The organism is Bradyrhizobium oligotrophicum S58 (genome assembly GCF_000344805.1).
In the GTDB taxonomy this organism is placed as follows: Bacteria; Pseudomonadota; Alphaproteobacteria; order Rhizobiales; family Xanthobacteraceae; genus Bradyrhizobium; species Bradyrhizobium oligotrophicum.
This window is the reverse complement of sequence record NC_020453.1, coordinates 418,621-440,006: the sequence shown is the minus strand read 5'-3', so window position 1 is coordinate 440,006 and position 21,386 is coordinate 418,621. Positions and strand designations below refer to the sequence as shown.

16 protein-coding genes are annotated in these 21,386 nt (G+C 65.3%); 5 read left to right on the top strand and 11 right to left on the bottom strand.

All coding sequences use genetic code 11. The features are described 5' to 3' along the window. Positions 1 to 37: 37 nt before the first annotated feature. The 8 genes from odhB to S58_RS02035 form a co-directional block, all read right to left on the bottom strand. Positions 38 to 1,270, bottom strand: a complete 1,233-nt coding sequence (gene odhB, locus S58_RS02070; RefSeq protein ID WP_015663569.1) for a 2-oxoglutarate dehydrogenase complex dihydrolipoyllysine-residue succinyltransferase — start codon at positions 1,268 to 1,270, stop codon at positions 38 to 40. A 136-nt stretch (positions 1,271 to 1,406) separates the two neighbouring features. Beyond that, positions 1,407 to 4,364: a 2-oxoglutarate dehydrogenase E1 component gene (locus S58_RS02065; protein WP_015663568.1), complete on the bottom strand. Its 2,958-nt coding sequence runs from the start codon at positions 4,362 to 4,364 to the stop codon at positions 1,407 to 1,409. Positions 4,365 to 4,504: 140 nt separating this feature from the next. Then, a complete protein-coding gene (sucD, locus tag S58_RS02060) occupies positions 4,505 to 5,389 on the bottom strand; it encodes a succinate--CoA ligase subunit alpha (protein ID WP_015663567.1) in 885 nt (294 codons plus the stop codon). Between the two features lie 55 nt (positions 5,390 to 5,444). Continuing rightward, positions 5,445 to 6,641 carry an ADP-forming succinate--CoA ligase subunit beta gene (gene sucC / locus S58_RS02055; protein WP_015663566.1) on the bottom strand — a complete coding sequence of 399 codons (1,197 nt, stop codon included), beginning with the start codon at positions 6,639 to 6,641 and terminating at the stop codon, positions 5,445 to 5,447. 123 nt (positions 6,642 to 6,764) lie between these two features. Beyond that, positions 6,765 to 7,733 carry a malate dehydrogenase gene (gene mdh, locus S58_RS02050; RefSeq protein WP_015663565.1) on the bottom strand — a complete coding sequence of 323 codons (969 nt, stop codon included), beginning with the start codon at positions 7,731 to 7,733 and terminating at the stop codon, positions 6,765 to 6,767. 226 nt (positions 7,734 to 7,959) lie between these two features. Next, complete coding sequence (gene zapE, locus S58_RS02045) at positions 7,960 to 9,141, bottom strand: cell division protein ZapE (protein WP_015663564.1); 1,182 nt, start codon at positions 9,139 to 9,141, stop codon at positions 7,960 to 7,962. Between the two features lie 167 nt (positions 9,142 to 9,308). Beyond that, positions 9,309 to 9,848 (bottom strand): RNA 2',3'-cyclic phosphodiesterase, encoded by a 540-nt coding sequence (gene thpR / locus S58_RS02040; RefSeq protein WP_015663563.1) that lies wholly within the window; start codon positions 9,846 to 9,848, stop codon positions 9,309 to 9,311. A 205-nt stretch (positions 9,849 to 10,053) separates the two neighbouring features. Beyond that, positions 10,054 to 10,686 (bottom strand): arylesterase, encoded by a 633-nt coding sequence (locus S58_RS02035; RefSeq protein WP_042340492.1) that lies wholly within the window; start codon positions 10,684 to 10,686, stop codon positions 10,054 to 10,056. Between the two features lie 55 nt (positions 10,687 to 10,741). On the opposite strand from S58_RS02035, the gene S58_RS02030 reads away from it, so the two are divergent. The 4 genes from S58_RS02030 to S58_RS02015 all read left to right on the top strand — a co-directional run bounded on the left by S58_RS02030 (position 10,742) and on the right by S58_RS02015 (position 15,814). Further along, the gene (locus S58_RS02030; protein WP_015663561.1) at positions 10,742 to 11,479 is read left to right on the top strand and encodes an ABC transporter ATP-binding protein; all 738 of its coding nucleotides are present in this window, start codon (positions 10,742 to 10,744) and stop codon (positions 11,477 to 11,479) included. Continuing rightward, a complete protein-coding gene (locus tag S58_RS02025; protein ID WP_015663560.1) occupies positions 11,476 to 14,046 on the top strand; it encodes an ABC transporter permease in 2,571 nt (856 codons plus the stop codon). The genes S58_RS02030 and S58_RS02025 overlap by 4 nt, the downstream gene beginning before the upstream one ends. A gap of 293 nt (positions 14,047 to 14,339) precedes the next feature. Continuing rightward, positions 14,340 to 15,131 carry a Bax inhibitor-1/YccA family protein gene (locus S58_RS02020; protein ID WP_015663559.1) on the top strand — a complete coding sequence of 264 codons (792 nt, stop codon included), beginning with the start codon at positions 14,340 to 14,342 and terminating at the stop codon, positions 15,129 to 15,131. 155 nt (positions 15,132 to 15,286) lie between these two features. Next, positions 15,287 to 15,814: a GNAT family N-acetyltransferase gene (locus S58_RS02015; protein WP_015663558.1), complete on the top strand. Its 528-nt coding sequence runs from the start codon at positions 15,287 to 15,289 to the stop codon at positions 15,812 to 15,814. A gap of 75 nt (positions 15,815 to 15,889) precedes the next feature. On the opposite strand, the gene S58_RS02010 is transcribed toward S58_RS02015, so the two are convergent. The 3 genes from S58_RS02010 to acnA form a co-directional block, all read right to left on the bottom strand. Beyond that, positions 15,890 to 16,255, bottom strand: coding sequence for a DUF2794 domain-containing protein (locus tag S58_RS02010; protein WP_015663557.1), 366 nt, complete (start codon positions 16,253 to 16,255; stop codon positions 15,890 to 15,892). 419 nt (positions 16,256 to 16,674) lie between these two features. Beyond that, entirely contained in the window at positions 16,675 to 17,457 is a 783-nt protein-coding gene (locus S58_RS02005) for a DUF1223 domain-containing protein (protein ID WP_042338569.1), read from the bottom strand. Between the two features lie 188 nt (positions 17,458 to 17,645). Beyond that, positions 17,646 to 20,366, bottom strand: a complete 2,721-nt coding sequence (acnA, locus tag S58_RS02000) for an aconitate hydratase AcnA (RefSeq protein ID WP_015663555.1) — start codon at positions 20,364 to 20,366, stop codon at positions 17,646 to 17,648. Between the two features lie 223 nt (positions 20,367 to 20,589). Between acnA and ccmA the strand changes: the two genes are divergently transcribed. Then, on the top strand, positions 20,590 to 21,216 hold the full coding sequence (gene ccmA / locus S58_RS01995; protein WP_015663554.1) for a heme ABC exporter ATP-binding protein CcmA: 627 nt from the start codon (positions 20,590 to 20,592) through the stop codon (positions 21,214 to 21,216). Positions 21,217 to 21,386: the final 170 nt, after the last annotated feature.

Here is a 21,386-nt window from a genome sequence, read left to right as displayed (position 1 = left end):
GCCAGGCGCGCCTCAATTCGTCAAGTCGTCGCGTGGCTCAGAGATCCAGCACCAGCCGCGCCGGATCTTCCAGGCTCTCCTTGACGCGCACCAGGAAGGTCACGGCTTCCTTGCCGTCAATGACACGATGGTCGTAGGACAGCGCCAGATACATCATCGGCCGCACCTCGATCTTGCCGCCGATCACCACGGGGCGCTCCTGGATCTTGTGCATGCCGAGGATGCCGGACTGCGGCGCGTTCAGGATCGGGGTCGACATCAGCGAGCCGTAGATGCCGCCATTGGTGATCGTGAAGGTGCCGCCCTGCATCTCGTCGATCTTGAGCTGGCCGTCGCGGGCGCGGCGGCCGAAATCGGCGATGCCCTTCTCGATGTCGGCGATCGACTTGTGGTCGCAGTCGCGCACCACCGGCACGACCAGGCCCTTGTCGGTACCGACGGCGACGCCGATGTGATAGTAGTTCTTGTAGATGAGATCGTTGCCGTCGATCTCGGCGTTGACGGCCGGGATGTCCTTGAGCCCCTGCACGACGGCCTTGGTGAAGAAGCCCATGAAGCCAAGCTTGGAGCCGTGCTTCTTCTCGAACACATCCTTGTACTGGCTGCGCAACGCCATCACGTTGGTCATGTCGACCTCGTTGAAGGTCGTGAGCATCGCCGCGGTGTTCTGCACGTCCTTGAGGCGGCGCGCGATGGTCTGGCGCAGCCGGGTCATCTTGACGCGCTCCTCGCGGGCGGCGTCATCGGCGGGCGACGGCGCGCGGACCTGTACCGAAGCAGCCGGCTGATTGACCGGAGTCGGCGCCGAGGCGGCGCGCTCGATCGCGGCCAGCATGTCGCCCTTGGTGACGCGGCCGTCCTTGCCGGAGCCCGGAACGGTGGTGGCATCGACGCCGCTTTCAGCAGAGAGCTTGCGCACCGACGGGGCCTGTGGCGTATCGGCGGGCAGCGCCTTGGCGGGAGCGGGAGCCGGCGGGGCGGCCGCGGCCGGCTTTGCCGGAGCCGGGGCGGCAGCGGCCGGCTTGGCGGCGGCTGCGCCATCGGTGATCTGGCCGAGCAGCGCGCCGACCGCGACGGTCTCGCCATCCTTAGCGATGATCTCACCCAAGGTGCCGGCCGACGGCGCGGGGACCTCGATCGTCACCTTGTCGGTCTCGAGCTCGACGAGCGGCTCGTCGACCGCCACCGCGTCGCCGGCCTTCTTGAACCAGCGGCCGATGGTGGCTTCGGTGACGGATTCACCCAGCGTCGGAACGCGAATTTCAGTCATGGTCTCTATCCTCAATAACCCGTGCGGTCATAAAGCCCGACCGTCATCGCCTTGCGGCGCGCAAGCGATGCGGGACGGACGATCAACGCGGTGTACTTGCGCCCCGCAGATCGCGGGGCGCCTCTCAAAGGCAGGTTCAGTTCAAGGCTTCGTCGAGCAGCGCCTTCAGCTGGGCGAGATGCTTCGACATCAGACCCGTGGCGGTCGCTGCAGACGCGGCACGGCCGGCATAGCGCGGACGCTTGCTCTTGCCGCCGGTCTGGTTCAGCACCCACTCGAGATACGGCTCGATGAAGTGCCAGGCGCCCATGTTGCGCGGCTCTTCCTGGCACCACACCACTTCGGCGTTCTTGAAGCGGCCGAGCTCGGCGACCAGCGCCTTGAGCGGCACCGGATAGAGCTGCTCGACGCGCATCAGATAGACGTCGTTGAGCCCACGCTTCTCGCGCTCGTCGTAGAGGTCGTAATAGACCTTGCCCGCGCACAGCACGATGCGGCGGATCTGATCGTCCGGCACCAGTCTGGTCTTGTCGTCCGCCTGCATCTGGGCGTCATCGTACAGGATGCGGTGGAAGGTCGTATCCTTGGCGAGCTCCTCAAGCCGCGATACGGCGCGCTTGTGGCGCAGCAGCGACTTCGGCGTCATCACGATCAGCGGCTTGCGGATCTCGCGATGCAGCTGCCGGCGCAGCACGTGGAAGTAGTTCGCCGGCGTGGTCGGATAGACCACCTGCATGTTGTCCTCGGCGCACATCTGCAGATAGCGTTCGAGGCGTGCCGAGGAATGCTCGGGGCCCTGGCCCTCATAGCCGTGTGGCAACAGGCAGACGAGGCCCGACATGCGCAGCCATTTGCGCTCGCCCGACGAGATGAACTGGTCGAACAGCACCTGTGCGCCATTGGCGAAGTCGCCGAACTGCGCCTCCCACAAGGTGAGCGCGGTCGGCTCGGCGAGCGAGTAGCCGTATTCGAAGCCGAGCACGGCTTCTTCCGAGAGCAGCGAGTTGATGACCTCGAAGTGGCCCTGCTCCGGCGCCAGATGGTTGAACGGCGTGTAGCGGCTCTCGTCCTCCTGATCGATCAGGACGGAGTGACGCTGCGAGAAGGTGCCGCGCTCGCTGTCCTGGCCGGACAGACGAACCTTGTGGCCTTCGAGCAGCAGCGAGCAGTACGCCAGCGCCTCGCCGGTTGCCCAGTCGAGCCCTGCCCCGCTGTCGATCGCCTTGGCGCGGTTCTCGAGGAAGCGCTGGATCGTCCGGTGCACGCGGAAGCCGTCCGGCACCTTGGTGATCTTGCGGCCGATCTCCTTGAGGCGGTCGAGCTCGACGCCGGTGACGCCGCGGCGCGCTTCCTCTTCCTGGTCGGCGGACTTGAAGCCCGCCCACTTGCCGTCGAGCCAGTCGGCCTTGTTCGGGCGGTAGGAGGTGCCGGCCTCGAACTCGGCGTCGAGACGGGCGCGCCAGTCGGACTTGGCCTTCTCGACCTCGCCCTCGGTCATGACGCCTTCAGCGACCAGGCGCTTGGAGTAGATCTCCAGGGTCGACGCATGGGCGCCGATCTTCTTGTACATCACCGGCTGGGTGAAGGCCGGCTCGTCGCCCTCATTGTGGCCATGCCTGCGGTAGCAGAACATGTCGATGACGACGGGCTTGTGGAATTTCTGCCGGAACTCGATCGCCACCTTGGCCGCGAACACGACGGCTTCCGGATCGTCGCCGTTGACGTGGAAGATCGGCGCGTCGATCATCTTGGCGACGTCGGACGGATAGGGCGACGACCGCGAATAGCGCGGGTAGGTCGTGAAGCCGATCTGGTTGTTGACGATGAAATGAATCGAGCCACCTGTCCGGTAGCCCTTCAGGTCTGACAGTGCGAAGCACTCCGCCACGACGCCCTGGCCGGCGAACGCCGCGTCGCCATGCATCAGCAGCGGCAGCACCGAGATGCGCATGTCCGGCGGATCGCCATGCTGGTCCTGCTTGGCGCGGACCTTGCCGAGCACGACGGGATCGACGATCTCCAGATGCGACGGGTTCGCGGTCAGCGACAGATGGATGCGGTTGCCGTCGAACTCGCGATCCGACGAGGCGCCGAGGTGGTACTTGACGTCGCCCGAGCCTTCGACCGCGTCCGGATTGGCCGAGCCGCCCTTGAACTCGTGGAACAGCGCCCGGTGCGGCTTGCCCATGACCTGGGTCAGCACGTTGAGGCGGCCGCGATGCGGCATGCCGAGCACGATCTCCTTCACGCCGAGATTGCCGCCGCGCTTGATGATCTGCTCCAGCGCCGGGATCAGCGACTCGCCGCCGTCCAGACCGAAGCGCTTGGTGCCGGTGAACTTGACGTCGCAGAACTTCTCGAAGCCCTCGGACTCGATCAGCTTCTGCAGGATGGCGCGGCGGCCCTCACGGGTGAACGAGATCTCCTTGTCCGGCCCCTCGATGCGCTCCTGGATCCAGGCCTTCTGCGCCGCGTTCGTGATGTGCATGAACTCGACGCCGAGCGTCTGGCAGTAGGTGCGCTCGCAGATCGCAACGATCTCGCGCAGGGAGCCGTATTCGAGGCCGAGCACGTGGTCGAGGAAGATCTTGCGGTCGTAGTCGGCTTCCGTGAAGCCGTAGGAGCGGGGATCGAGCTCTTCGCGGTTGCGCGGCGCCTCGATGCCGAGCGGATCGAGCTTGGCGTGGAAATGGCCACGCATGCGGTAGGCGCGGATCAGCATCAACGCGCGGACGGAGTCGCGGGTGGCCTGGTTGACGTCGGCCACCGACAGCTCGACGCCCTTGGTCTGCGCCTTGGCTGCGATCTTCTCGCCGACCTTCTTCTCGACCACGGCCCAGTTGCCGTCGAGCGCGGAGGTCAATTCGTCGCGGGGGGAGACCGGCCAGTTGCTGCGCGCCCAGGAGGGGCCCGACGCATTCTTCTGCACGTCGGCCGGCGCGTCCTTCAGGCTCTTGAAGAACTCCTGCCACTCCGGGTCGACCGAAGCGGGGTCCTTCTCGTAGCGAGCGTAGATCTCATCGATGTAGGTGGCATTGGTGCCCTGCAGAAAAGATGACAGGGCGAAGGCGGCGTTCGCATCTTGGCGAGACATGATGACGTCCTGGTAATTTCGATGCGCCCATCAAAAACGGCGCAATACCTGACCCGCTGGGGAAAGCGGGTCAGGCTCGGGTTAGGACGGTTTACCTTATTCTTTGTAAATATTCGCGCCGAAAAGCACTAAGTCCTGAATCAGGATTTCAACTTTTCGACAAGCGTCTTGCCGAGCCGCGCGGGCGACGGAGACACTGTAATACCAGCCGCTTCCATCGCAGCGGTCTTCGATCCCGCATCGCCCTTGCCGCCCGAGATGATGGCGCCGGCATGGCCCATGCGACGGCCGGGAGGTGCGGTGACGCCGGCGATGAATCCCACCATCGGTTTCTTGCGGCCGCGCTTGGCTTCGTCCTTGATGAACTGCGCCGCGTCCTCCTCGGCCGAGCCGCCGATCTCGCCGATCATGATGATCGAGGTCGTCTTGGGGTCGGCCAGGAACATCTCCAGCATCTCGATGAACTCGGTGCCCTTGACCGGGTCGCCGCCGATGCCGACCGCGGTGGTCTGGCCGAGGCCTTCCGACGTGGTCTGGAACACCGCTTCATAGGTCAGGGTGCCGGAGCGCGACACGATGCCGACCGAGCCGGGCTTGAAGATGTTGGCCGGCATGATGCCGATCTTGCACTCGCCGGCGGTCATGACGCCCGGGCAGTTCGGCCCGATCAGGCGCGACTTGGAGCCCTGCAGCGAGCGCTTCACCCGGACCATGTCCAGCACCGGGATGCCCTCGGTGATGCAGACGATCAGCGGGATCTCGGCGTCGATCGCCTCGCAGATCGCGTCGGCTGCGCCCGGCGGCGGCACGTAGATCACCGAGGCGTCGGCCCCGGTGGCCTCGCGGGCCTCCTTGACGGTGTCAAACACCGGCAGGCCGAGATGGGTGGAGCCGCCCTTACCGGGCGAGGTGCCGCCGACCATCTTGGTGCCGTAGGCGATCGCCGCCTCGGAGTGGAAGGTGCCGTTCTTGCCAGTGAAGCCCTGGCAGATGACCTTGGTATTCTTGTCGATGAGGATGGACATCGTGCTTTCTCTAAAAGCGTTGCGGTGAGGGTGAAGCGAGCGCCTGAAACGGCGCTCAGCCTCCCTTGACGGCCTTGACGATCTTCTGCGCGGCGTCGTCGAGATTGTCGGCGGGCAGCACGTTCAGACCGGACTCGCTGATGATCTTCTTGCCGAGATCGACATTGGTGCCTTCGAGGCGCACCACCAGCGGCACCTTCAGACCGACTTCCTTGACGGCCGCGACCACGCCCTCGGCGATGACGTCGCACTTCATGATGCCGCCGAAGATGTTGACCAGAATGCCCTTCACGTTCGGGTCGGCCGTGATGATCTTGAAGGCTGCAGCAACCTTCTCCTTGCTGGCGCCGCCGCCGACGTCGAGGAAGTTGGCCGGCTCCATGCCGTAGAGCTTGATGATGTCCATCGTCGCCATCGCGAGGCCGGCGCCGTTGACCATGCAGCCGATGGTGCCGTCGAGCGTGACGTAGTTGAGGTCGTATTTGGAAGCCTCGATCTCCTTGGCGTCCTCCTCGGTCTCGTCGCGCAGCGCGACGACCTCGGGGTGCTTGAACAGCGCGTTGGAGTCGAACGACACCTTGGCATCGAGCACGCGCAACTGGCCCTGCTTGGTCACGACCAGCGGGTTGATCTCGAGCATCGCCATGTCCTTGGCGACGAAGGCGTTGTAGAGCTGGGTGGTCAGCTTCTCGGCCTGCTTGGCGAGGTCGCCCGACAGCTTCAGCGCCTTGGCGACGGCGCGGCCGTGGTGGCCCATGACGCCGGTGGCCGGGTCGACCGAGAAGGTGATGATCTTCTCGGGCGTGCTATGGGCCACGTCCTCGATGTTGACGCCGCCTTCGGTCGAGACGACGAACGCGACCTTCGAGGTCTCGCGGTCGACCAGCAGCGACAGATAGAACTCCTTGTCGATGTCGGAGCCGTCCTCGATGTAGAGGCGGTTGACCTGCTTGCCGTCGGGGCCGGTCTGCACCGTCACCAGCGTGGCGCCGAGCATCTGCTTGGCGAACGCGTTGACCTCGTCGATCGACTTGGCGAGGCGGACGCCGCCTTTGTCGCCGGCCGAGGCCTCCTTGAACTTGCCCTTGCCACGGCCACCGGCGTGGATCTGGCTCTTCACGACCCAGACCGGGCCGCCCAGCGTCTTCGCCGCCGCATCCGAATCCTCCGGACGGAGAACCGGCACGCCCTTGGAAATCGGCACGCCGAACTCGTGCAGCAGTGCCTTGGCCTGATATTCGTGAATGTTCATAAGCGCTTGCTCCCCGAACCCGCAAAGGGGTGACGTCTGGAATTCTTCTGAGGATGCTTGGTATACCATATACCAAGCATCCTGCAACTCATCGGAGCGGGCTGACCGCCCGCCGTGCTACCTTCAGCGGCCGAGCAGGTCGGGCGCGATCTTCTTGCAGGCGTCGACCAGGCCCTGCACGGCGCCGACCGACTTGTCGAACGCCTCGCGGTCCTTGCCGGCCAGCTCGATCTCGACGATGCGCTCGACACCCTTGGAGCCGATCACCACGGGCACGCCGACATACATGTCCTTCACGCCGAACTCGCCGTTGAGATAGGCCGCGCAGGGCAGCACGCGCTTCTTGTCGCGCAGATAGCTCTCGGCCATCGCGATCGCCGACGCCGCCGGGGCGTAGTAGGCCGAACCGGTCTTCAGCAGGTTGACGATCTCGGCGCCGCCATTGCGGGTGCGGTCGACGATCTCGTCGATGCGAGCCTGCGAGGTCCAGCCCATCTTGACGAGGTCGGGCAGCGGAATTCCGGCAACGGTCGAGTACTTGGTCAGCGGCACCATGGTGTCGCCATGGCCGCCGAGCACGAAGGCGGTGACGTCCTCGACCGAGACGTTGAACTCATCGGCCAGGAAGTAGCGGAAACGCGCGGAGTCGAGCACCCCCGCCATGCCGACCACCTTCTTGGCGGGAAGGTTGGAGGCCTTCTGCAGCGCCCAGACCATGGCGTCGAGCGGGTTGGTGATGCAGATGACGAACGCGTCGGGGGCATATTTCTTGATGCCGGCGCCGACCTGCTCCATCACCTTCAGGTTGATCGACAGGAGATCGTCGCGGCTCATGCCGGGCTTGCGCGGCACGCCGGCGGTGACGATGCAGACCTTGGCATTGTCGAGCGCCTCGTAGGAGTTGGCGCCGGTGTAGTGCGCGTCGAAGCCGTCGACCGGCGAGGACTGTGCGATGTCGAGCGCCTTGCCCTGCGGGACGCCTTCGGCAATGTCGAACATCACGACGTCGCCGAGCTCCTTGAGGCCGACGAGGTGAGCCAGCGTTCCGCCGATCTGACCGGAGCCAATCAAAGCAATCTTGTCGCGCGCCATGGCAAATTTTCCTTTGAACCCGAAGGAGTGAGGGAGGTTGAAAAGTCGATTGGGTGGTTATCCCTTTCGCCCGGGCCGTTCAAGTCACGCTATGGCCAATTGACGGGCGTGCCTTGATTTCGATCAGGACCGGGCGACGGGCGCTGATCATCCTTTCAGCATGATTGACGTGGCCTTTTCACGGCTGTCTGCCCGGCGGCGGGCGCTGCCGGAAAGGCGGTGTTTGTCAGGTTTCGACCAGGCCCGTAGAAGTCCCGGAGGCGGCCGAATCCTTGCGGCCGTGCGGCAGGGCCAAATAGGACTCCGAGCCCATCTCGATCAGGCGCGAGGAGGTCCGCTTGAACTCCATGGCCTCGATGCCCTCGGTCGCGATGTATAGCGAGATCGGGTCGGCTTCTGCCGAGGCGATCAGCTTCACGGCGTTGTCGTAGAGCGTATCGATCAAAGTGATGAAGCGCTTGGCGGCGTTGCGCTCGGCCAGATCCATCACCGGCACGTGGTCGATCAGGATGGTGTGATAGTCATGCGCCAGCCTCAGATAGTCCGAGGCCGCGAGCGGCTTGTCGCACAGATCGGCAAAGCCGAAACGGGCGACGCCATTGGCCGAGCACGGCACGTGCAGGATGCGCCCCTTGATCGTCATGTCTCGCGGCTTGCACTTGGCATGACCGGTCAGCCGCGCCCAGGCCTTATCCAGCGCGGCGCGCGCATCGACGTCCGGCGGCACCAGCCACATCTTGACGCCGGCGAGCTTCTCCAGCCGGAAATCGGTGCGGGCGTCCAGCCGCATCACGTCCATGTGGTCGGCGATCTGCTTGATGAAGGGCAGGAACAGCGCGCGGTTGAGGCCGCCTTTGTAGAGGTCCTCGGGCGCCACGTTCGATGTCGCGATGACGACAGTGCCGAGCTCGAACAGTCTGGCGAACAGGCGGCCCAGGATCATCGCGTCGGCGATGTCGGTGACGTGGAATTCGTCGAAGCAGAGCAGCCAGGCCTGGTCGAAGATCGCCTGGGCCGTGAGCCCGATCACGTCGGCATCGGCAAGCTCGCCGCGGGCGATGTTCTGGCGGTAGCCGTAGATGCGCTCGTGCACCTCGGCCATGAATTCGTGGAAATGCGCGCGGCGCTTATGCTCGACCGGACAGTTCTGGAAGAACAGGTCCATCAGCATGGTCTTGCCGCGACCGACCTCGCCATGGACATAGAGGCCGTTCGGCGGCTCGCTCTTGTCGGCAAAAAGGCGGCCGAACAGACCTTGCTTGCGCACGGGCTTGTAGGTGGACAGCCTGCGCTCGAGCGCCGCCAAGGCGTCGGCGACCTCGGCCTGGGCGGCGTCGGCCTCGATCGCACCGGTATCGACCAAAGACTGATATTGCGCGCGGAACGCGTCTGACGGAGTGGACAGCATGAGCCCACTCTAGGTCATGAGACTAACGGAAAATGCAATCCGCAAATGGTGGAAGCCGCCATGCAGCCGAGCCCTATGGTCTTGGTATATGGCACGCAAACGCCGCCACGCTCGTTAGTCCGGGGCTAACGACGTTCGTTCTGAGAGCAGCGAGGCCTTTGCAACCGTCAGCCGGCGCAGAGATCGTAGGCGTCCTCGACCACATAGGGCCCGCCCCCCGTAGAAGCGCGGGACGAGAACAAAACGAAACGCTCGGCCACGAACACCCGGCTCGGGAAGTAGCCCCGGACCGAAAGATAGTCCGCGACGTCCTGGCTCGAGGCGTCGTGCAGCCGCGCCAGCGTCACGTGCGGCACGAACTTGCGGCCCTCCGGGTCGAGGCCGATCCGCTGCATCATCCGCTCGAGCTCCGCCTGCAGCTCGATGAGAGGCCGGCTCGGCGCGATGTTGGCGACGACAGCGCGCGGCTTGCGGCCGCCGAAACTGGAGAGCCCCTGGACGGTGACTTCGAACGGCTTGCGGTTGACCCGCCACAGCATGGCGGCGATCTCGTTGGCCGAGGCGCCGTCGATGTCACCGATGAAGCGCAATGTGACGTGGTAGTTTTCGGGATCGATCCAGCGGGCGCCGGGGAGACCGCCCCGCAAGCCGGACAGCGTGTGGCCGACCTCGTCCGGGATTTCCAGTCCAGTAAACAGACGCGGCATCGTTTCGGGACTCCCGATGCTGGAGGCTGACCCCGAAAATTGACGAGATCATGCCTTGAAGAAGCAACCGACGACGAATCGTCGATGCATAATCCTTACCGAATTTATATGACTCCGCGACGCACGGGGCGACACCCCAGGGAAAAGCTGCGGAAAACCCTGTTCCTATGGTTATCGCAAATGATCGGCCCGTGGCGTCGTTCCATCATTGCCCACGAAGCGGACGCAGGAATGCTTCTGCCGTAGGCAACATCCGGGACACGATGATGTCGACCCCGGCTGCAGTCGGGTGGATACCATCTGCCTGGTTCAGCTTGGCGTCGGCGGCGACGCCGTCGAGGAAGAACGGATACAGCCGCACGCCGAACTCCTTCGCGAGATCGGGATAGATTGCGTTGAACTTCGCGGCGTAGTCGCTGCCGTAATTCGGCGGCGCCAGCATGCCACAGAGCATGACGGCGATGCCGCGCGCCTTCAGCCGGGTCACGATCTCAGTCAAAGCCTTGCGCGTCACTGCGGGATCGATGCCGCGCAGCGCATCGTTGGCGCCGAGCTCGACGATGACGGCTTCGGTGCCGTCCGCCACCGACCAGTCGAGCCGGTCGCGACCGCCGGACGAGGTGTCCCCGGACACGCCGGCATTGGTCAGGTCAATCGGCAGCCCCCCGGCCTGCAACGCCTTTTGCAACTTGGCCGGAAACGAATCCGAGGCGGACAGACCGAGGCCCGCGCTCAAGGAGTCGCCGAGCACGACGAGCTTGATCGGCTTGACGGTCTCGGCGCCCGCACGGGCCGGACCTGTTGTCATCAAGGCGAGCATCAACACGAGTATGTGCACGAAGAAATGTCCGCGCCTCTCGACCCGGCTTGCGGAGTTGCCATATGACCGAGCCATGGACAGTCTCATCGAAACCTCGCATTTGGCCGGCCTCGGGCCGGACACCATTACCATCTCCAACGTCAACCTCTCGCTCGGCACCGGGGCGGCGCGGGTTCATATCCTCAAGGACATCAGCCTGCGGGTCGGACAGGGCGAGACGATCGGCCTGATCGGACCCTCGGGATCCGGCAAGTCCACGCTGCTGATGGTGATGGCGGGGTTGGAACGTCCAGACAAGGGTGAGGTGGTGGTCAACGGGACCGCTTTCAATGCCCTGGACGAGGACGCGCTGGCCCGGTTCCGGGGCCGCCAGGTCGGCATCGTCTTCCAGTCCTTCCACCTGATCCCGACCATGACCGCGCTGGAGAATGTGGCGGTGCCGCTCGAGCTGGCCGGCCATGCCGGCGCGGCCGAGCGCGCCGCGCGCGAGCTCGAGTCGGTTGGCCTCGGCCACCGGTTGCATCACTACCCGACGCAGCTGTCGGGCGGCGAGCAGCAGCGCGTGGCGCTGGCCCGGGCGCTGGCGCCGGATCCGGCCATCCTGGTGGCGGATGAGCCGACCGGCAATCTCGACGAGACCACCGGCCGGCAGATCGTCGACCTCCTGTTCACCAAGCATGCCGAGCGCGGCATGACGCTGGTTCTCGTGACCCATGACAGCGGCCTCGCGCATCGGTGCGACCGCGTGGTGCGGCTCCGCTCCGGACGGATCGAAAGCGAGAGCGACGCACACGAGCAAGCCGACGCATGAGCACGGTATCCGAACCGATCGCGGGCGGCCGCATGACCGCGCTGCCTGTGCGTTACGCCTTGCGCGAGCTGCGCGGAGGCCTGCGCGGCTTCTACGTGTTCATCGCGTGCATCGCGCTCGGCGTGCTGGCGATCGCGGGCGTCGGCTCGGTGGCGGCGAGCCTCAATGACGGCCTCGTCCGTGAAGGACGCACGCTGCTCGGCGGCGACGTCGCGTTCTCGCTGTTTCAGCGCGAGGCCAAGCCTGAGGAGATTGAATTCCTGCGCTCGCGCGGGCAGGTGTCGCTGGCCGCGACCCTGCGGGCGATGGTGCGCTCGAGCGACGCGAAGCTCGCTTTGGTCGAGCTCAAAGCCGTCGACGGCGCCTACCCGCTGCTCGGCAAGGCCGAGCTGCAGCCCGACCTGCCGCTGGCGGACATCCTGGCCGAGCGCGACGGCGCGTTCGGGGCCGCGGCCGATCCGGCCCTGCTGGCGCGGCTCGATCTCAAGGTCGGCGATACCGTCACGATCGACACAATCCGCTTTCAGATTCGCAGCACCCTGCAGTCCGAGCCGGACAAATTATCCGGCGGCATCGGGCTCGGGCCGCGCTTCCTGATCAGCGAAGCTGGCTTGCGTGCAACGCCGCTGCTGCAGCCGGGCAGCCTGGTGCGCTGGACCTACCGGGTCCGGCTGCCCGACAACGCAACCGACGATCACGCCGCGGCGTCGTTCATTGCCGACACCCGCCTGACCTTGCCATCGGCGGGATGGGAAATCCGCAGCCGCAGCAATGCCTCGCCGCAGCTGGAGCGGACCATCGGCCGCTTCACCCAATTCCTGACCCTGGTCGGCCTCGCCGCGCTTCTGGTGGGCGGCGTCGGCGTCGCCAATGCGGTCAAGAGCCATGTCGACCGCCGCACCGAGGTGATCGCCGCGTTCAAGGCGCTCGGCGCCACCAGCCGCGACGTGTTCGGCATCTATCTCGTGCAGGTGATGGTGCTCGCCACGATCGGTTCGATCATCGGACTCTGCGCCGGCGCCGCTTTGCCCTTCGCCATCGTCGGCCTGTTCGGCAAGATCCTGCCGCTGCCGGTCGTCGCGGCGGTCCATCCGGACGAGCTGGCGCTTTCCTTCGTCTACGGCCTGCTCACCGCACTTGCGTTCGGTCTGTGGCCGCTCGGCCGCGTCCGTGACGTGCCGGTGGCCGCTCTGTTCCGCGAGGCCGTGATCGCCGAATGGCACCGGCCGCGCTGGAGCTACCTGGTGCTGATCGCAGGCACGGTCGCGCTGCTGATCGCGGTCGTGATCGGGCTGTCCTACGACAAGCGCATTGCCGCGGTGTTCGTGGTCGCCGCCGCACTCGTCTTCGTGCTGTTGCGCGGCATTGCCGCCCTGGTGATGGCGATCGCGCGCGCCCTGCCACGCAGCCGCTTTCCGATGCTGCGACTGGCCGTGAGCAACATCTACCGTCCGGGCGCGCTGACCCCCTCGGTGGTGCTGTCGCTCGGACTTGGACTGGCAGTGCTGGTCACGATCACCCAGATCGACGGCAATCTGCGGCGGCAATTCCTGGCGCAGCTGCCGGAGCAGGCGCCGTCGTTCTTCTTCATCGACGTCCCCTCGGGCGAGGCCGACCGCTTCCGCGACTTCCTCAAGAACCTCGCGCCGCAATCGGCTGTCGATGACGTGCCGATGCTGCGCGGCCGCATCGTGTCCGCCCGCGGCGTCCGCGCCGAGGACCTCAAGGCAACGACCGACACCGAATGGGTGCTGCAGAGCGACCGCGGCCTGACCTATACCGGCGAGATTCCCAAGGGATCCAAGATCGTCGAGGGCAACTGGTGGGGCGAGAACTACAGCGGCCCGCCGCTGGTCTCGATCGAGAAGCGGATCGCCGACGGTCTCGGTCTCAAGCTCGGCGACGACATCGTCGTCAACGTGCTCGGACGCGACATCGCGGCGCGGATCGGCAACATGCGCACCATCGACTGGCAGGGGCTCGGCATCAACTTCGTGCTGGTGTTCTCCCCCAACGCGTTCCGCGGCGCCCCGCATACGCATGTCGCCACCTTGAGTGAACCGCGCTCCGATGCCGCGGAGGATGCCCGGATCATCCGCAAGGTGGCCGACGCCTTCCCGATGGTGACCAGCGTGCGGGTCCGCGAGGTCATGGAGACGGTCGGCTCGGTGGTCTCCAACCTCGCGCTTGCGATCCGCGGCGCCAGCGCGGTGACCTTGATCTCGGCGATCCTGGTGCTGGGCGGCGCGCTGGCCGCCGGCCACCGCCACCGGGTCTACGACGCCGTCATCCTGAAGACCCTGGGCGCCACAAGGCTGCGACTGCTCGGCGCCTATGCGCTCGAATATTTGATGATCGGCTTCGCCACCGCCGCGTTCGGCGTCATCGCCGGCTCGGTCGCCGCATGGCTGATCGTCACCCGGCTGATGACCCTGAGCTTCGCCTGGCAGGGCGCAAGCGCCGCGCTGGTCGTCGTGGCGGCGCTGATCGTGACCGTCGGCCTCGGTCTGGCCGGCACGCTCCTTGCGCTCAACCAGAAGCCAGCGACGGTTCTTAGGAATCTCTAGCAGCTTGCGCGCTCATGCCGCACGGTTAACGCGATTCATGCGGCTTTGACGCGTCCGGAGCGACATTCAGCCGCGCGTGGAAGCTTGCGTCGGATATGCTAGTTTCCCATTTAGGGAATGGGCTCAGAGAGCTGCCAAGAGATCTGCCGAAACAAGAGATCTGCCAAAAGATGGCGGATTTGCCGATGACGCAAATTTAATATCTGTGGCAGTGGGTATGAGATAGGGTTTTTCGAGAACCGGCTAAAGGTCCTGCCAGGACCGGACTGCCGGGCAACCAACGGGAATCGACCATGTCGGACCTAGACCGCAACTATAGTTCACCCTTTGGCCGGGTGGCCGGGCGCGCCGATGCCGCGACCGTCGACGCCGGTCTGCGCGCCTACATGCTGCGCATCTACAATTACATGAGCATCGGCCTGGCCATTACCGGCCTCGCGGCGCTCGGCGTCTACATGGCGTCGGTGACCGGCGATCCGGCGGCTGGCGTGTTCAAGTTCGGCAACGCGTACCTGACCCAGTTCGGCTACGCGATGTTCGTGAGCCCGCTGAAGTGGCTGTTCATCCTGGCCCCGTTGGTCATGGTGTTCGCGATCTCGGCCGGCATCAACCGTCTGGCGCCGTCCACCGCCCAACTCCTGTTCTGGGTGTTCTCGGCCTTGATGGGCATCTCGCTGTCGTCGATCTTCCTGGTGTACACCCACACCTCGATCGTGCGGGTGTTCTTCATCACCGCGGCGACGTTCGGCGCGCTGAGCCTGTACGGTTACACGACCAAGCGAGACATGACGGGCATGGGCTCGTTCCTGTTCATGGGCCTGATCGGCATCGTGCTGGCGAGCCTCGTGAACCTGTTCCTGGCGAGCTCGATGCTGCAGTTCATCGTCTCGGTGATCGGCGTGTTCGTATTCGCCGGCCTCACCGCCTGGGACACGCAGCGCCTGAAGAACGAGTACATCTACGGCTACGCCTCCGCGGGCGGCGACATCGCCGAGCGCGCAGCAATCACCGGCGCCCTGTCGCTGTACCTGAACTTCATCAACCTGTTCACGCTGCTGCTGCAGCTGCTCGGCCAGCGCGACTGATCCAACCGCTCAAGCAAGAGCGATCTTCGAAGCCCCGGCCTCACCGCCGGGGCTTTTCGTTTGCGTAATCGTCATTGCGACCGCGGCGCCGGCACGACGGCAGCCATGCCGCGCGGCTGGATTGATCGCCGCGTCCGGCTTGGTATGCTTTCACCATGTCCGACATCGAGATCCGGCCCGCCCAGGAGGCCGACCTTCCCACCATCACTGCCATCTATGGCCAGGCCGTCCGCGAGGGCACAGCCACCTTCGAGCTCGACCCTCCGGATCTGACGGAGATGACCCGCCGCTTCCGGGCGCTGACAGACGGCGGCTTTCCCTATTTCACCGCGCTGCTGGACGGACAGGTGGTGGGCTATGCCTATGCGGGGGCGTACCGGCCCCGCCCTGCCTATCGCTTCACGGTGGAGAACTCGATCTATCTCGCCCCCGCCAGCCAGCGTCGCGGCATCGGGCTGCGCTTGATGCGGTTGTTGATCGAGGCTTGCGAGGAGCGAGGTTTTCGCCAGATGATCGCAGTCATCGGCGACTCCGCCAATGCCGGCTCGGTCGGGCTGCATACCGCTTGCGGCTTCCAGATGATCGGCACCCACCCGAGCGTCGGGCTGAAATTCGGCCGCTGGCTGGATACGGTCATGATGCAACGGCCGCTTGGGGCGGGGAGCGGCGACGTCCCTGCGTAGGGGACCCAGCTCGTGATGTCGTGATCCCCTGGGGGATGTGATCCCCTGGGGATGCCATCCCCTGGGTACGCCGTGTCAGACCAGCGCCGGCTTCGGCGCGATCACCAGCAGCACGCGCTCGAGCTCGTGGCCGCGGCGCAGGATCAGGCCGGTGGCCGAGATGACGCTGTACATGCCCTGCTTGCGCGCCAGGCGCGGGTCCTTCTCGATCCGGTAGAGCGGCACCTCGGAGGCGCGGCGAAACACCGAGAAGACGGCGCGGTCGCGCAGGAAGTCGATCGAGTAGTCGCGCCACTCGCCATTGGCGACCATGCGACCGTAGAGATTGAGGATGCGGTTCAGCTCGAGGCGGTCGAACGTCACCCGGTTCGGCGCTGCGGCCGTGTTGCGCGCCGCCGCGCGGTTCTCGCTGGGGTCGGCATCCTCCGGGGTGAGGTTCATGAGCGTCCTCCTGTCATCTGCGTGACATGATCGCGCCTTCAGCAGGAAGCCGCAAGGGGCCGTTTTCACTGTTGAACTTCGGCTGCGCCTGCGATGGCGTGAGTTCCGCGAACACGCAACCGTCACGGGATCGTTAGCAGAATCATAATCGCGCCGTCTTTCCGCCCAGCGACCGCCCCTGACGTTAGGCATAAGATTCCCGTGCGTTGGCCCGGTCCTTTCGGTTCCGGATTCCTCAGCCCCCAGCCCCCCGGGGTCGTCAGGATCGGGTCTATTCACAAGTAAGGCAAAGGGCCAACGCAAGTTGGTCCTTTTGCTTTTTGGGCGTGAGCCCGGAACATGTTGCGGCGCGCCTCCGTCCCATGGACGTGACGCGCCTGCCGCAGGTCAGCGAAAAGGAAGATCAGAACGACGGAAGATCAGCGCTCGGGACCACGCGCCGTTGCTGAGGCCCGTCCGGCCAATGGCAGTTCGGAAAAGGCGGCCCCCAGCATCGCCCCGGGGCGGTCGCGACTGCCGTCCTGCACATACACCACGGTGCCATCGACGCCCTCACGGGCGATCTTCTCCAGCGGCACATTCCAGCTGACCGGCGCCCCGGTCCAGTCGCCCAGCTTCAGAAGACCGCGAACGACGTTGTAATAGGTCAAATCGCGGCCGCTGTTCTCGCCGCGCCCGACCGAGATCGGCACCACCCGCGAGATCGAGCAGACCCAGACCTCGCCGTGCCGGCGCGGCATCTGGTCATTGGCCGCGGCCACCGAGACGTTGAGCTCCTGGCCGTCGACCGACAGCCTGACCGGCACCGACATTGCTGCACCGCCCTGGGCGGTTTCCTCGATCGCGCCTTCGATCGCCTCGCGATCGCTGCCGATCACATGCACCGAGCCGTTGACGACCGCCTGCGGGGTATAGACCTCGCGATCGCCGCGGGCCCTGGAATAGGCCCGCTGCCGGGCCGTAAAGCGCGAATCGGCCAAGGTGTCTTTCCAGCCGAGATAGTCCCAGTAGTCGATCGGGAGAGACAGGGCGATGACGGAGGGATCCCGTGCCAGCTCGCCGAGCACCTTGTCGGCCGGCGGGCAGGACGAGCAACCTTGAGAGGTAAAGAGTTCGATCACCGCACGGGGGTCGGCCGTGGCGGGACGGACGACCACGATGACCGCACAGACACCCAGCGCCGCGCGCGTCCACCACGACATCTGTCCACTCATCGTCACTGTCCTGTCTGGAACATCGTCCGCTGCGCCCTGCCGCGTCAACAATCTGCGAAGCCACCCACGTAGTTGAAAGACCGTAAACGCAAAGGAGGCGGCCTTTGTCATAGGCCGCCTCGTTCATCACCCGCTACTCACTTCAGAGTGAGCCAAACTGTCGCATGTCGCTTTGGTTAAGCGGCAAGCTTCCGCAGCACGTAGTGCAGGATGCCGCCGTTGCGGTAGTAGTCGAGCTCGTCCAGCGTATCGATGCGGCAGAGCAGCGGCACCTGCTGCGCCGCGCCGTCGGCCGAAACGATCTCGGCGGACAGGGTCTGGCGCGGCTTCAGGTCGCCCTGCAGGCCCTTGATGGTGACCTTCTCGTCGCCCTTGAGGCCGAGCGAGGACCACGACGTGCCTTCCTGGAAAGTGAGCGGCAGCACACCCATGCCGACCAGGTTGGAGCGGTGGATGCGCTCGAAGCTCTGGCAGATGACGGCGCGGACGCCGAGCAGACGGGTGCCCTTGGCCGCCCAGTCGCGCGACGAGCCGTTGCCGTATTCGGCGCCGGCGAACACCACCAGCGGCACGCCCTCTTCCTGGTACTTCATCGCGGCATCGTAGATCGACATCTGCTCGCCGTCGGGCCAGTGCTTGGTCAGGCCGCCTTCCGGGATGTTGCCGTCGGCGCCCTTGAGCATGAAGTTCTTGATGCGGATGTTGGCGAAGGTGCCGCGCATCATGATCTCGTGATTGCCGCGGCGGGTGCCGTACTGGTTGAAGTCGGCGGGGCGGACCTGATGCTCGCTGAGGAACTGACCGGCGGGCGAGGTCAGCTTGATCGAACCGGCCGGCGAGATGTGGTCGGTGGTGATCTTGTCGCCGAACAGCGCCAGCACGCGGGCTTCGACGATATCCTTGATCGGCTCCGGCTCCTTCTTCATGCCCTCGAAATACGGCGGGTTCTGCACGTAGGTCGATGACATGTTCCAGCGGTAGGTCTCGCTCTCGACCGTCTTGATCTTGCGCCAGTTGGTGTCGCCCTTGAACACGTCGGCGTAGCGTTTCTTGAAGATCGATGCCTTGACGAACTTCTTGACGAAGTCGTTGACCTCCTTGGTCGTCGGCCAGATGTCCTTCAAATAGACCGGCTTCTTGTCCTTGCCGATGCCGATCGGCTCGACCGCGAGATCCTTGGTCACGGTGCCGGCGAGCGCGTAGGCGACGACCAGCGGCGGCGAGGCCAGGTAGTTGGCCTGCACGTCCGGCGAGACCCGGCCCTCGAAGTTGCGGTTGCCCGACAGCACGGCCGCCGCGACGACGCCATTGTCGTTGATCGACTTCGAGATCTCCTCCGGCAGCGGACCGGAATTGCCGATGCAGGTGGTGCAGCCGAAGCCGACCAGGTTGAAGCCGACCTTGTCGAGGTCCTTCTGCAGGCCCGAATTGGCGAGGTACTCGGCAACCACCTGGCTGCCCGGCGCGAGCGAGGTCTTCACCCACGGCTTGGCCTTGAGGCCTTTGGCCGCGGCGTTGCGGGCCAAGAGGCCGGCCCCGATCAGCACGCTCGGGTTCGAGGTGTTGGTGCAGGAGGTGATGGCGGCGATCACGACGTCGCCATGGCCGATGTCGAAATTCTTGCCCTCGACCGGGAAGCGCTGCTCGGCGGCATCCGGCTTCTTGTATTCCCCGGCCAGCGCGGTCGCGAAGCCTTCGGCCACGGCCGGCAGCGCGATGCGGCCTTCGGGACGCTTCGGACCGGCCATCGACGGCACGACGTCGGCGAGATCGAGCGTCAAGGTCTGCGTGAACACCGGGTCCGGCGACTTGGCGGTGCGGAACAGGCCCTGCGCCTTGGCGTAGGCCTCGACCAGCGCGACGCGCGGCGCCTTGCGACCCGAGGTCTTGAGATAGTCGATGGTCGCGGTGTCCACCGGGAAGAAGCCGCAGGTGGCGCCATATTCGGGGGCCATGTTGGCGATGGTCGCCTTGTCGGCGACCGAGAGATGGTCGAGGCCGGGGCCGAAGAACTCGACGAACTTGCCGACCACGCCGAGCTTGCGCAGCATCTGGGTGACGGTCAGCACCAGGTCGGTGGCAGTGACGCCTTCCTTGAGCGCGCCGGTCAGCTTGAAGCCGACCACGTCCGGCAGCAGCATCGACAGAGGCTGGCCGAGCATGCAGGCCTCGGCCTCGATGCCGCCGACGCCCCAGCCGAGAACGGCGAGACCGTTGACCATGGTGGTGTGGGAGTCGGTGCCGACCAGTGAATCCGGATAGGCGACCTCGAAGGTGCCTTTGGTGCGGCCGATCGTCATCTTCTCCTTCTTGGTCCAGACCGTCTGCGCCAGGTATTCGAGGTTGACCTGGTGGCAGATGCCGGTGCCGGGCGGCACGACCGAGAAGTTGGTGAAGGCCTTCTGGCCCCATTTCAGGAATTCGTAGCGCTCCTGGTTCTGCTTGTACTCCTCGGCGACGTTCTTGCCGAACGCCTTGTTGTCACCGAAGAAGTTGACGATCACCGAGTGGTCGATGACGAGATCGACGGGCACCAGCGGATTGATCTTCTCTGCATCGCCGCCGAGCTTCTGCATCGCGTTACGCATCGCGGCGAGGTCGACCACCGCCGGCACGCCGGTGAAGTCCTGCATCAGCACGCGCGCCGGGCGGAAGGCGATCTCGTGCTCCAGCGACTTCTTGCGCAGCCATTTGGAGACCGCGATGATGTCGTCCTTGGTGACGCTGCGGCCGTCCTCGTTGCGCAGCAGATTCTCGAGCAGCACCTTCATCGAATAGGGCAGCTTGGAGATGTCCTTGAGGCCGTTCTTCTCGGCTGCAGGCAAGCTGTAGTAGATGTAGGACTTGGTACCGACCTTGAGGGTCTTGCGGCTCTTGAAGCTGTCGAGCGAGGTCATGCGTGGGAATCCCAATTGATCGTTATACCCTCAAGGGGTATTTAAGAACCGTCAGCGCGAGGCGCCGGATGGCTTGCAGCGGGCGATTGTGTGCTGCATCAAGGTCGGGCTTATAGAAGCTTTCTAGTTGCGCCGCCACAGCCACAAGCAAGCCGCGACGTGGCATCACCCACAAATTCTCACGCGCTAGCCATCAATTCCCTAGGGGCTGTTACGACGCACCATGCAGTTGTCTCCAACACTGTCTCCGAAGCTGTTCGGACGCGACGTCAGATGCGTGCGCGGCGGCCGCGAGGTGTTCGCAGGTCTGGCCTTCGAGGCGGTCGCCGGGGAGGCGCTGGCCGTGACTGGGCACAATGGCGCGGGCAAGACCTCGTTGCTGCGGCTGATCGCCGGCCTGCTGCTTCCGGCTGGCGGCACCATCGCCATCGAGGGCGGCGAGGGCGAGCTGACCGTGCCCGAACAGGCGCACTATCTCGGCCATCGCGACGCGCTGAAGCCCGCGCTGAGCGTCGCTGAGAACCTGTCCTTCTGGGCCGATTTTCTCGGCGGCGGCGTGATCAGGCCGATCCCGGATTGCCTGGCCGCAGTGGGCATCGCCCACGCGATCGATCTGCCCGCCGCCTATCTCTCCGCCGGCCAGCGCCGTCGCCTGTCATTGGCCCGCCTGCTCGCCGTGCCGCGCCTGCTGTGGCTGCTCGACGAGCCCACCGCGGCGCTCGACGTCGCCGGCCAGGCGATGTTCGCGGGGTTGATGCGCGAGCATCTCGCCGGGGGAGGACTGATCGTGGCGGCGACGCATGGGCCGCTCGGGATCGACACGCGCGAGCTGCGGATTGGAGCGATCTAAGTAATGCCCTTGCTCTTCTTCACGGCCCTGCCCACCGGCCCCTCCGTTCCCTCCCCCCTTGTGGGGGAGGGTCAGGGAGGGGGGTGCCCCACGACGCGCTCTATCGATTTGGACAAGAACCGCTCGCGTCGAACATCGCTCCATCGGCGCGCGCCCCCCTCCGCCTTGCG

Bases quoted from the DNA above. Each gene is read 5' to 3' on its own strand.
- mdh (WP_015663565.1), bottom strand. From the start codon at position 7,733: ATGGCGCGCGACAAGATTGCTTTGATTGGCTCCGGTCAGATCGGCGGA.
- thpR (WP_015663563.1), bottom strand. From the start codon at position 9,848: ATGCCGCGTCTGTTTACTGGACTGGAAATCCCGGACGAGGTCGGCCAC.
- S58_RS02015 (WP_015663558.1), top strand. From the start codon at position 15,287: ATGTCCGACATCGAGATCCGGCCCGCCCAGGAGGCCGACCTTCCCACC.
- S58_RS02010 (WP_015663557.1), bottom strand. From the start codon at position 16,255: ATGAACCTCACCCCGGAGGATGCCGACCCCAGCGAGAACCGCGCGGCG.
- S58_RS02065 (WP_015663568.1), bottom strand. From the start codon at position 4,364: ATGTCTCGCCAAGATGCGAACGCCGCCTTCGCCCTGTCATCTTTTCTG.
- S58_RS02025 (WP_015663560.1), top strand. From the start codon at position 11,476: ATGAGCACGGTATCCGAACCGATCGCGGGCGGCCGCATGACCGCGCTG.
- sucD (WP_015663567.1), bottom strand. From the start codon at position 5,389: ATGTCCATCCTCATCGACAAGAATACCAAGGTCATCTGCCAGGGCTTC.
- S58_RS02005 (WP_042338569.1), bottom strand. From the start codon at position 17,457: ATGTCGTGGTGGACGCGCGCGGCGCTGGGTGTCTGTGCGGTCATCGTG.
- zapE (WP_015663564.1), bottom strand. From the start codon at position 9,141: ATGCTGTCCACTCCGTCAGACGCGTTCCGCGCGCAATATCAGTCTTTG.
- S58_RS02020 (WP_015663559.1), top strand. From the start codon at position 14,340: ATGTCGGACCTAGACCGCAACTATAGTTCACCCTTTGGCCGGGTGGCC.
- odhB (WP_015663569.1), bottom strand. From the start codon at position 1,270: ATGACTGAAATTCGCGTTCCGACGCTGGGTGAATCCGTCACCGAAGCC.
- sucC (WP_015663566.1), bottom strand. From the start codon at position 6,641: ATGAACATTCACGAATATCAGGCCAAGGCACTGCTGCACGAGTTCGGC.
- ccmA (WP_015663554.1), top strand. From the start codon at position 20,590: ATGCAGTTGTCTCCAACACTGTCTCCGAAGCTGTTCGGACGCGACGTC.
- S58_RS02030 (WP_015663561.1), top strand. From the start codon at position 10,742: ATGGACAGTCTCATCGAAACCTCGCATTTGGCCGGCCTCGGGCCGGAC.
- acnA (WP_015663555.1), bottom strand. From the start codon at position 20,366: ATGACCTCGCTCGACAGCTTCAAGAGCCGCAAGACCCTCAAGGTCGGT.